The organism is Carboxydocella sporoproducens DSM 16521 (assembly GCF_900167165.1).
Classification (GTDB): Bacteria; Bacillota.
Genome location: NZ_FUXM01000006.1, coordinates 44,183 through 55,571, shown reverse-complemented (window position 1 = coordinate 55,571; position 11,389 = coordinate 44,183). Strand labels below are relative to the sequence as shown.

Annotated in this window: 9 protein-coding genes; all 9 read left to right on the top strand. The window is 56.2% G+C overall.

The genetic code is table 11. The features are described 5' to 3' along the window. Positions 1-38: 38 nt before the first annotated feature. Positions 39-1,022, top strand: coding sequence for a CotS family spore coat protein (locus tag B5D20_RS03925; RefSeq protein WP_078664922.1), 984 nt, complete (start codon positions 39-41; stop codon positions 1,020-1,022). A gap of 181 nt (positions 1,023-1,203) precedes the next feature. Next, entirely contained in the window at positions 1,204-1,479 is a 276-nt protein-coding gene (locus B5D20_RS03920) for a hypothetical protein (RefSeq protein ID WP_078664921.1), read from the top strand. 208 nt (positions 1,480-1,687) lie between these two features. Next, positions 1,688-3,664, top strand: a complete 1,977-nt coding sequence (locus B5D20_RS03915) for a sigma-54-dependent Fis family transcriptional regulator (RefSeq protein WP_159071899.1) — start codon at positions 1,688-1,690, stop codon at positions 3,662-3,664. A gap of 144 nt (positions 3,665-3,808) precedes the next feature. After that, positions 3,809-4,294, top strand: a complete 486-nt coding sequence (locus B5D20_RS03910; RefSeq protein ID WP_078664919.1) for a 4Fe-4S dicluster domain-containing protein — start codon at positions 3,809-3,811, stop codon at positions 4,292-4,294. Position 4,295: 1 nt separating this feature from the next. Then, positions 4,296-5,015: a CoB--CoM heterodisulfide reductase iron-sulfur subunit B family protein gene (locus B5D20_RS03905; protein ID WP_078664918.1), complete on the top strand. Its 720-nt coding sequence runs from the start codon at positions 4,296-4,298 to the stop codon at positions 5,013-5,015. After that, the gene (locus B5D20_RS03900) at positions 5,012-9,373 is read left to right on the top strand and encodes an FAD-dependent oxidoreductase (protein WP_078664917.1); all 4,362 of its coding nucleotides are present in this window, start codon (positions 5,012-5,014) and stop codon (positions 9,371-9,373) included. Before B5D20_RS03905 ends, B5D20_RS03900 begins: the two co-directional genes overlap by 4 nt. A 1-nt stretch (position 9,374) precedes the next feature. Next, the gene (locus tag B5D20_RS03895) at positions 9,375-9,812 is read left to right on the top strand and encodes a hydrogenase iron-sulfur subunit (RefSeq protein ID WP_078664916.1); all 438 of its coding nucleotides are present in this window, start codon (positions 9,375-9,377) and stop codon (positions 9,810-9,812) included. Further along, positions 9,799-10,464: a methylenetetrahydrofolate reductase C-terminal domain-containing protein gene (locus B5D20_RS03890; RefSeq protein WP_078664915.1), complete on the top strand. Its 666-nt coding sequence runs from the start codon at positions 9,799-9,801 to the stop codon at positions 10,462-10,464. The genes B5D20_RS03895 and B5D20_RS03890 overlap by 14 nt, the downstream gene beginning before the upstream one ends. Further along, on the top strand, positions 10,461-11,354 hold the full coding sequence (locus B5D20_RS03885; protein ID WP_078664914.1) for a methylenetetrahydrofolate reductase: 894 nt from the start codon (positions 10,461-10,463) through the stop codon (positions 11,352-11,354). The genes B5D20_RS03890 and B5D20_RS03885 overlap by 4 nt, the downstream gene beginning before the upstream one ends. Positions 11,355-11,389: the final 35 nt, after the last annotated feature.

Below are 11,389 nucleotides of genomic sequence, written 5' to 3'. Positions count from 1 at the left end.
CCCCCGGGCATAAACTGTGCCAAAGGGGGAATTTTTTTATGAAAAGAATAGCAGAGGCTTACGGTTGGGAAAAAGCCAGGTTTCGACGAATCAATGATACAGTCTGGAAAGTGCGGGCCCGGCAAGGGGAATTTGCTTTAAAACGACCTACTACCAGTCCGGAACGACTGGCGTTTATTACAGCTGCCCTTCAGTATTTAAAACAAAAGCAGTTTCCCTGGTTTGCTCCCCTGGTACTGACAGGGCAGGGCGAAGCAATCTGGCAGGAGGGGGGAGAGAGCTGGCTGGCCACGGGCTGGGTTCAAGGTAGGGGCTGTGATTTTCGCCGCCGGCAGGATTGCTTGCAGGCAGCCCGGACCCTGGCGGCTTTGCATCAGGTGGCTCATGGGCTGACACCACCGCCGGGCAGCCGGCCCAAAACCATGTACTGGGCCTGGCCGGAAAAATATGAGGAAAGGATTGAGGAGTTGCAGGCTTTTCAAAAACTGCTGGCCATGAAGGGAAAACTCAATTCCTTTGAACGGGGATTTTTGCAGGCTTTGCCCCGGGGTTTGCAACTGGCCAGGCAGGCTCTGGAAGTACTCAACAGCAGCCAGTACCAGGTGGTGGCTAGTGAAGCTGAAAGAGCTCAGGCTTTTATCCATCGGGATGTGGCGGCCCGTAATTTCATCATTCATCCGGATGGGCATGCTTATTTAATCGATTTCGATTATTGTCGCCAGGACTTACCAGCAGCCGATGTGGCCCGGTTGTTGCAACGGGCTATGAAGCGCCAGGGCTGGCAGAGGGAAAAGGCAGAAGCCATTCTGGCCGCTTATGAGGAGATACGCCCCCTGTCAGCTGAGGAAAAGACGGTGATCGCTGCTTTTCTCACTTTTCCCCAGAAATTCTGGCGCCTGGCCAATCGCTATTTTTACCGCAAAGAAGGCTGGAACCAGGAGAAATACGCCGCCAAACTAAATAAGGCTGTAAACTACTGGGAGAAGGTGCCTGAAGTATGTGCCTTGCTGCTGGCGGGATAAGACAGTATGCAACAGATGCTGGGACACTGGGAAGAGGCCGCATAACAATTAAACTGCCTGAATAACCATTGAGGGACGAAAAACTTCTTTTCGCCGATAAGGCCCGCAGCGGGCATTGCTCTTGCTAGGATAATAGTCAAAAGCAGCCGAAAGCAGGAGCGGCGGAAAGGAGGAATGGAAGATGGCGGTGGATAAAATTCGCTATCCCGAAGGGATGCCGGAAGTGCTGCCTGGCCCGGAAAAGCCCCAATTGCGCCTGGTGCAGAAAATGGAGTTAAAGGAGGTGCGGCGGGGGGCGATTGTAACTTCGGTTACGGCCGTCTATTTCTGCCGAGCCTGCCAGGAGAAAAAGACAGCTCTGGATGTAAAACTGTGTGATTGTGGTTTGATTATGTGCAACCAGTGCTGGTCTGAGTGGGATGACCGCTGTCCCCTCTGCGAAACCGATTTATCATGACCTTTAACTGCTGATTTTGACCATTGGCCGCCCGGCTGTTTCAATTTTGCTGAAAAAAAGGTACATTGAAAGCAAAGGGGGAAAAAGGGGCGGACGCTTATGCAACAGGTTTGGTGGGGAAAAAGGCGCATAGGGTGGAATGGGCAAACCGGTCCGAACAGGACCGGTTCTGTTTTTGTGCAGACAGGAACAAGAGGGGGAGTGCGGGATGGTACATCTGCTCTCTGACCATTTGTATCAGGCCTGGCTGGAATTTCAGCGTCAGGGCCGGGCTGGAATAAACCAGGAGCACCTGAGGCCGGAAATAGCCGAGTCCTGGCGGCGTTCCCGCCAGGCCGGGATCAAATCGGAGCTAAAAAAAGTACCGCTGGTGCTGGGCAAGGAAGAATTGTTCAGCCGGCGGCGGGAAAGGGAAGAGTTAATCAATCTGGCTACTCCCTATTTAAAATCTCTCTACTCTTTTGTCCAGGGCTCCGGGTTTATCGTATCCCTGGTGGATGAAGAGGGCTATTTGCTGGAAAGCGTTGGGGACCCGGAAACCCTGCGTTTGGCTCGTGAATGTCGTCTCGTGCCTGGTGCCTGCCTGGCGGAAGGGGTGAGCGGCACCAATGCCACCGGGCTGGCTTTGCGCTTACTTCGGCCTATTCAGGTTTTTGCTGCCGAACACTATCTTGAGGGCCTGCATCCCTGGACCTGTTCTGCCGCTCCCATTATGGGCCTGGCTGGCCAACCTCTGGGCGCTATCAGCATGACGGGCAGTTTCGAAAAGGTGCACAGTCACACCCTGGGTATGGTGGTTGCAGCCACCCAGGCCATTGAGGGGCAGTTAAAAATCAATCGGGCGCTGGAGAGAATGACGGTGTTAAATCGTTATCAGAGCGCCATTATGGAGGCTATCTCAGAAGGATTACTGGCTCTGGATGAGCAAGGTCGGGTAACCCGTTTGAATCAGGCGGCGGCCCGAATTTTGCGGTTAAACAGCGAGGGGGCCATTGGGCAGAAAATAGACGAAATCCTGGGGGAAGGCAACCCTGTCAGCCGGGCCCTGACCCGGGCAGAGGAAATTTCCGAGGAGGAGTGGCAACAGGAAAGCTGGCGGGGGCAGATTCACTGTACTGTCTCCTGCCGGCCTATTTATAACAGCCAGCAACGGCTGGTGGGGATGGTAGTGGTGGTCAGGGAAATCCAGAAAGTAAGACAGCTGGTATCTAAAATGGTGGGAGCCCGGGCCCGCTTCAGTTTTAATGACCTGATCGGTACTAACCCGGCTTTTCTGCGGACAGTGGAGCTGGCTCGCCAGGCGGCCCGCAGCAATTCCACCGTGCTCTTGCTGGGGGAAAGCGGCACCGGCAAGGAGGTTTTTGCCCAGGCTATTCACAATGCCGGGCCGAGGGCCAGCGGACCGTTCATCGCTATCAACTGTGCCGCCCTGCCGCGGGAACTGATCGGTTCTGAGCTGTTCGGCTATGCGGAAGGAGCCTTCACCGGGGCCAAACGGGGTGGTAACTCCGGTAAATTCGAGCTGGCTGATGGCGGGACAGTATTTCTGGACGAAATCGGGGAAATGCCCCTGGAAATGCAGGCCCATTTGCTCAGAGTCTTGCAGGAACGGACAGTGATGCGTATTGGGGGCCAGCAGGTTATTCCGGTGGATGTACGGGTGATTGCGGCTACCAACAAGAATTTGCGGGAGGAAGTGGAAAAAGGGCGTTTTCGCCTTGACCTCTACTACCGTTTGAATGTCCTGACCATCCAGATGGTGCCCTTGCGCCAGCGCCCGGATGATATCATGCCTCTGGCTAGATTTTTCCTGCAACAGCTGACTGAGCGGCTGGGTAAGCAGATCAGGGGCTTTCATCCCCGGGCCGAAGAGCTGCTGGTGCGGTATTCCTGGCCGGGGAATGTGCGGGAGCTGGAAAATGTAATCGAACGGGCAGTCAATGTAGCGCAGGGGCCCTGGTTGACCCCGGCGGAGCTAGGACCGGAATTTCTCATGGAGGGCAAATCCCTTCGGCTGGAGCCGGTAAATAGCAAAACCATGCGGCGCTCCCTGGATGAAGAAACCATTCTCAATACCATCAAGCGCTGTCAGGGTAATCTGGCCCGGGCGGCCCGGGAACTGGGAGTAGCCCGCAGCACTTTGTATCGCAGACTGGAACAGCTGGGACTGTTGCGCGACAGATAAGAAGACATTTAACAGGTAAATGGTTTTAACCGTTTACCTGTCTTTTTTTGTTCTTGAGCAGGCGGTATTGACATTTTACCGGGAAGGGGGAGGAATTGGAGTGTCCCTTGCATGTAATTAAAGCAACACGAGGAGGTGACCGGTATGTTGCCAGTTGATGGCTGTTACCAGTGTCAGAAGTGTACCGCCGGGTGTCCGGTAGCTCCCTGGACGGACATCGGACCTGCCCGGCTGGTGGAACTGTTGTTGCTGGGACGAGAAGGAGAGGCCCTACAGTCCAATCGCCTCTGGCTGTGTTTGCACTGCGGTACCTGTGCTGCCCGCTGTCCAAACGGAATCGATGCGGGGGAAGTTACCGCTAGTTTGAAACAGAAAGCCTGGCTGCAGAAAATGGTAACCCCATCCCCGTTGCCGGCTTTTTACCAGAGTTTTCTAGCCAGTGTGGCCCGCTGGGGCCGGGTCTATGAACTGGGTATGATACTGGGGTATAAATGGCGGACCGGCCGCTGGCTGGCGGACCTGGCTCTGGGCTGGCAGTTGCTAAGGCAGGGCAATTTACGTCTTCTGCCCCAGCCCATTCAGGGGCGATCTGAGGTAGCGGCTTTGCTGCAGCGGGAAGGGAGGGCATAGAATGGTTTACGGATATTTTCCCGGTTGTTCCCTGCATTCCACAGCCCAGCTTTATGAAGATACTGCCCGCAAGGCCCTGGCTCTGCTGGGGATTGAGGTCAGGGAAGTACCGGACTGGAATTGCTGTGGAGCAACCCCGGGCCATGCCTGGTTGCCACCGGTAGGGGAGGCCCTGGCTCAGCGCAATTTAAAGCAGGCTCGCAAGGCGGGGCTGGGAGAAGTGCTGGTCCCTTGTGCTGCCTGTTACAACGTGCTGGCCCGTCAGGCCGGACCGGACCTGAAAATCCGGCATCTGCTGGAACTGATGACTGAAGCCGGGCTTTTACAGGAAATAGAGAAACGGGCCCGGGGACAGCTATCCGGGCGCAAAATTGCGCCTTATTATGGTTGCCTGTTAGTACGACCAGCGGAAATCGCCTTTGATGATCCTGAACAGCCCCGGCGGCTTGATCAGCTGTTGCTGGCTTTGGGAGCAGAACCTGTGCTCTGGTCCTACAAAACCGCTTGTTGTGGGGGCAGCATGGCCGTGCCCCATGGCCAGGTTGTTTCCGAACTGGTTAAAAAGATTGTGGAGGCTGCGCGACAGGCCGGAGCTGCGGAAATAGTTACTGCCTGTCCCCTCTGTTATGCCAATCTGGCCTGGCGGCAAGGGGGCAGCAAAAAGCTGCCGGTTCGCTATTTTACAGAATTGATTGTGGCAGCACTGGGGGTGAGCAGATGAAACCGGAACAAGTGATAGGAGCAGCTCTGGTGGTAGGGGGCGGACCAGCGGGGATGACTGCCGCCCTGGATTTGGCGGAAAGCGGGCATTTGGTTCATCTGGTCACCATCGGCCCCAGTCTGGGGGGAACCATGGCCCAGCTGGATAAAACTTTTCCCACCAATGATTGCGCGATGTGTTTGTTAGGTCCCAAAATGACTGATACTCTGAATCATCCCAATATTCGCCTCTCTACCTGCACCGATTTACTGGAGTTAAAGGGAGAGCCAGGTCAGTTCACAGCCCGGCTGAGGGTGCGGCCCCGCTATGTAAAAGAGGAAGAATGCACTGCCTGCGGGGAATGTGAACAGGTCTGTCCGGTGGAACTGCCCGCTGAGTTTAACCAGGGCCTGAACCGGCGCAAAGCTGTGCATAAAGCTTTTCCCCAGGCAGTGCCTAATAAATATTTGATCAGCAAGCGGGGGACCAGTCCCTGCCGTCTGGCCTGTCCAGCCGGAATCAATGTTCACGCCTATGTTGCCCTGGCGGCCCAGGGGCGCTGGCGGGAGGCCTGGGATATTATTCGTGAGGCTATTCCTTTTCCCATCATCTGCGGTACCGTCTGTCACCATCCCTGTGAACAGGTTTGCCAGCGGGGGCAGGTAGAGGAACCGGTGGCCATTAGTCGGATCAAACGCTTTATTGGGGTCAAGGTGCTGGAAGAACTCAGGGATGAAGATATACGTCCGGCTATCAGGCGGCAGGAACGAGTAGCGGTGGTGGGGTCTGGACCAGCAGGTCTTTCCTGTGCCTATCACCTGGCCCGACGGGGTTATCAGGTTACGGTTTTTGAGGCCTTGCCGGTAGCCGGAGGTATGATGCAGGTTGGTATCCCCGAATATCGCTTGCCCAAAGCTCTGGTGCAGAAGGAAATCGAGCTAGTTCAGCGTATGGGGGTAGAAATTCGGGTTAATAGTCCCATCGGTGGGGAAAGAACTATCACCAGTCTCCTGGAAAAAGAAGGATTCCAGGCGGTGTTTCTGGGCATCGGTGCCCATGAGCCTCAGACTCTGGGATTGCCCGGGGAAGAACTGGATGGTATCTATCACGGGGTCAGCTTTCTCCGCCAGGTAGCATTAGGGGAAAGACCTGCCCTGGGGCGCAAAGTGGCGGTGATCGGCGGCGGCAACACCGCTATGGATGCTGCTCGTACCGCCTTGCGCCTGGGGGCAGAAGAAGTGACTGTTATATACCGGCGCACGGAAGAGGAAATGACTGCTTTACCGGAAGAAGTGGTGGAAGCCCGGGAGGAAGGGGTGGAATTCCGTTTCCTGACTTCCCCATTAGCCTTCCTGGGTCAAGAGCGGGTTCAGGCGATTAAAATCCAGAAAAACCAGCTGGGGCCTCCTGGACCGGACGGGCGGCGGCAGCCCCGGGGTATTCCCGGTTCGGAGGAGGAACTGGCGGTAGATGCAGTGATTATCGCTGTCAGCCAGGCGCCGGAAAAATCCTTCCTGGGGGAACATCCCGGTCTTAAAACCCGGGGCCGTCTTATCGAAGTGGACCCTGTCACCCTGGCCACCAGTCTGCCTGGCGTTTTTGCCGGCGGCGATGCTGTGACTGGACCCAAAACTCTGGTGGAAGCCTGTGCTGCCGGCCGGGAAGCGGCGGAATCGATTGATCGTTACCTGAACGGCCTGGATCTCTACCAGGGCCGGGAGCGCCGCTTCCTGCCCGAAGCCCGCTGGACCCCGGAAGAGCTGGCCCGGGTGCAGCGGCAGCGCCGGGTAGCGGCCAGTAAATTGCATCCGCTGGAACGACGGCAGACCTTTGCGGAAGTGGTACAGCAATACAGTGAGGAACTGGCCGGCCAGGAGGCTGCCCGTTGCTTGAATTGTGGAGGCTGTTGTGAATGCCGTCTCTGTGAGAGCGCCTGTAAGAAACAGGCCATCGCCCATGACCAGCAGGCAGAAGAAAGGGAAATAGCCATTGGAGCGGTTTTGCTGGCTCCCGGTTTCAGTTTGTTTGATGCTCGCCGTTACGGGGAGCTGGGCTATGGGATTTACCCTGATGTGGTTACATCCCTGGAATTTGAACGCATTCTCAGTTCCACCGGACCCAGTCAGGGCCATTTGGTCAGGCCCAGTGACGGGCAGACTCCCCGTAAAATCGCTTTTATCCAGTGTGTAGGGTCCCGGGATGCCTGTCGGGGTAACTCCTGGTGTTCATCCATCTGCTGTATGTATTCGGTTAAGGAAGCCATCATTGCCCGTGAACATGACCCGGAAATCGAGCCCACCATTTTTTATCTGGACCTGAGGGCCTATGGCAAAAATTTTGACCGCTATGTCCAGTCGGCCCGGGAGCAGGGAGTGCGCTTTATTCGCTCTATGGTGGCAGGAGTAAAATATGACCCTGTAAGAAAAAAACTGCTGGTCCAGTTTAGCCGGGAGGGTCAGGCAGCAGAAGAGGAATTTGACCTGGTGGTGCTGGCCGTAGGGGTAGAGCCACCGGCAGGGGCAAAGGAACTGGCCCGGGCGGCCGGGATTGAGCTCAACCAGTACGGCTTTGCCTGGACCCCACCGGAAGACCCGGTGGCGACCAGCCGGTCCGGGGTTTTTGTGGCAGGAGCTTTCCAGGGACCGCGGGATATTCCTGAGACAGTAGCCAATGCCAGTGCTGCTGCAGCCAGAATCGCCGCTCTGCTGGCCCCGGGACGTCATACTCTGGTCCAGCCCAAAACCTATCCCCCGGAACGGGATGTTAGTCAGGAGGAAGCGCGCATCGGGGTGTTTATCTGCCGCTGTGGGATCAATATCGCTGCTGTGATAAATGTGCCCCGGGTGGTAGAGGCTGCTGCCCGTTTGCCAGGTGTGGTCTGGGCGGAGGAATTCCTATATTCCTGTTCCCAGGATTCTCTGAAGCAGATTATTAACCGCATCCATGAACACCAGCTGAACCGGATAGTAGTGGCTTCTTGTACGATCCGCACCCACCAGCCGCTGTTCCGGGAAGCACTAAAGGAAGCAGGTCTCAATCAGTTCCTGTTTGAAATGGCCAATATCCGCGATCAGTGTTCCTGGGTGCACCGGCTGGAACCGGAAGCGGCCACGGCCAAAGCCATTGACCTGGTGAAAATGGCTGTTGCCAAAGTGGCCCTGCATCGTCCTCTGCAACTGCATCCAGTACCAGTAGTGAATCAGGCTTTGATAATCGGGGGAGGACCGGCCGGAATGGCAGCCGCCTATAACCTGGCGGAAATGGGCTTTCCTGTTCACCTGGTAGAAAAAAAGGAGGAACTGGGTGGCCTGGCTGGTTACCCCGGGGATGAAAGCGTTATTGCTGACCTGAGGCAGCGGGTTCAGTCTCATGCCCTGATCAGTATCTATACCCGGTCGCATCTGACCGAGATCGGAGGCCATCAGGGCCATTTCCGCTCCCGCATTGAGACGCCTGCCGGACCGGTAGTGGTGGAACACGGAGCGGTGGTTGTGGCAACAGGATTGGAGGAAGCAGAACCTGATCCGGATTTGACGGCCAACCTGGGCGAGGGCTGGTTAAGCCTCAGGCAGGTGACCCAACTGCTGGAAAAAGAACCTGACTGGCAACCTGCTTTTGAGCGGATCAGCATTGTCCTCTGTGCCTCCCAGCCCTTAGGTCCGGTATCCTTCTGTTCTCGCACCTGTTGTCTGCAGGGGCTGCGGTTGGCCCGCAAGCTCAAAAGCCGCTGGCCCCGGCTGCAGGTTCACATCCATTTCCGGGAGATGCGCAGCTATGGTTTCCTGGAAGAAGAATACCGCCAGGCTCGCCAGGAAAAAATCCGCTTTTTCCGCTACGAAGAAAATTGGCCCCGGCTCAATCTCCGGCAGGAAGGGGTGGTGCTGGCAACAGGGGCCCGGCCCCCGGCGGATCTGGGTCAACTTGCTTCCTTGCTCAAGGTGCATCGCAATGAACAGGGTCTGCTGGTGGAAACCCATGCCAAGCTGGGCCCCCTGGATTTTCCTTCCGCTGGTTTTTATCTGGCTGGTGCGGCTCATGCGCCCAAACTGCTGGCAGAAGCCATTGCCCAGGGGGCGGGGGCGGCGGCCCGGGCAGCTACCATTCTTTCCCGCCGCCACTTGCTAGCTGGTGGAGTAGTGGCCTTTATGGCTAGACCTGAGCAGTGTGCAGCCTGCCTTACCTGTGTCCGGGTCTGTCCTTACGGGGTCCCGCACATCAATGCCGATATGGTGGCGGAAATCAATCCTGTCCAGTGCCATGGCTGTGGTACCTGTGTGGGTGAATGTCCCGGTCAGGCCCTGGAGCTGGCCCATTACCATCAGGATTATCTGGCGGCCAAAGTCAGGGCTCTGGCGTACACCAGCAAAGGGGGTAGGTAGGATGAAGGATTTTGAGCCCAAAATCATCGCCTTTTGTTGCTATTACTGTGCTTATGCTGCCGCCGACCTGGCAGGTACCATGCGTCTGCAATATCCCCCTGCAGTAAGGCTGGTGGAACAGCCCTGTTCCGGCAGGGTAGATGTGCGGGTAATCCTGGAGGCATTTCTGCAGGGAGCCGATGGGGTTTTTGTAGCCGGCTGTCTGGAGGGAGATTGCCATTTTCTGAAAGGCAACCTGCGAGCCCGTAAAAGGGTGGAAGCGGCGAAAAAAATCCTGGATGAACTGGGACTGGGCCGGGAACGGTTAGAAATGTTCAATCTCTCCGGCTCTATGGGCCCTCGCTTCAAAGAGATTGTGGAGGAAATGACAGAGCGGATTCTCGCTTTAGGACCCAATCCGCTCAATAGAAGGGAGGTAGCTGGGGATGATTGTCGCTGAACCCAAACCCTATCGCCAGCTTTATCAGCTACTGGCAGGAGTGGAAAAGGTATTGATAGTGGGCTGTGCCGAGTGTGTAACTGTCTGTCTGGCCGGAGGGGCTCGGGAAGCAGGGATTCTGGCCACCTCCCTGCAAATTCTGGCAGCGGGGGAGGGACGTTCGCTGAAGATAAAAGAACATACCTGCATTCGCCAGTGTGAGTGGGAGTACCTGGAGGAACTGGAAAACCTGGCTCAGGATGTGGAGGTAATCATCTCCCTGGCCTGTGGGGTAGGAGTACAGTTTCTGGCAGAAAAATTTCCCCACCACTGGGTTATACCCGGGGTGGATACTAAATTTGCCGGGGGTGCGGTGGCCCATGGCCACTGGGAGGAACGCTGCGGCCTTTGCGGGCAATGTCTGCTCCACCGCACCGGTGGCATATGTCCCATCGCCCGCTGTGCCAAACGCATTCTCAATGGTCCCTGTGGTGGCAGTCAGAATGGCCGCTGTGAAGTTAAAGACAATCCCTGTGCCTGGCAGCTCATTATCGACCGTATGACGGCCCTGGGCCGGCTGGAGCAGTTACTGGAAATAGAGGAGGAAAAGGACTGGCGCCTGGCCCGGGATGGAGGTCCACGGCGGCTGATCCGGGAGGAGGTGAGCCTATGAGCCGTCTCCAACAGTTGCTGGAAGCTGGCAGGTTCGTGGTTACCGCAGAAGTCGGGCCCCCGAAAGGAGCGGATGCCAGCACTATCCGCCATCATGCTGAACTGCTGGCTCCTTATGTGGATGCCCTCAATGTTACTGACAACCAGACTGCCATTTGCCGTCTCTCATCCATTGCCGGGGCTTTTCACGTTCAGGCTGCCGGAGTAGAAGGAGTTGTACAGATGACTGTGAGGGACCGGAACCGCATTGCCCTGCAGTCCGATTTGCTGGGGGCCTGGTCCCTGGGGCTGAAAAACGTTCTTTGCCTGTCCGGTGACCATCAGACTTTTGGCAATCATCCCACTGCGGCCAATGTCTATGATATTGATTCCATCCAGTTCATTCGCGGTTTGCAACGCCTGCGGGAGGGCAAATTCTTCAATGGTGAACCGTTACATGGCGAACCGCCGCAGTTTTTTGTCGGTGCTGTTGCCAATCCCTTTGCCGATCCCTTTGAGTACCGGGTACTGAGACTGGAAAAGAAAATCCGGGCCGGTGCCCGTTTTATCCAGACCCAGTGTATTTTTGACCTGGAGCGCTTTGACCGCTTTATGCAACTGGTACGGCAACGGGGTTTACATGAACAGGCTTTTATCCTGGCGGGAGTAACACCGGTTAAATCGGTGCGCATGGCGGAATACATGCAAAAAAATGTTTCCGGCATGATTGTGCCGGATGCGCTCATCCAGCGCTTGAAACAGGCTGAAAATCCCAAACAGGAAGCGGTGCGGGTTGTGGTGGAACAAATTCAGGCACTGCGCCAGATTCCGGGAGTAAGAGGAGTGCATATTATGGCGGTGGCCTGGGAAGAAGTGGTGCCTGAAATCATCATACAGTCGGGATTACGCTAATTTTACTTATAGTAGTAGAAGTTTGTTCGCTAAAA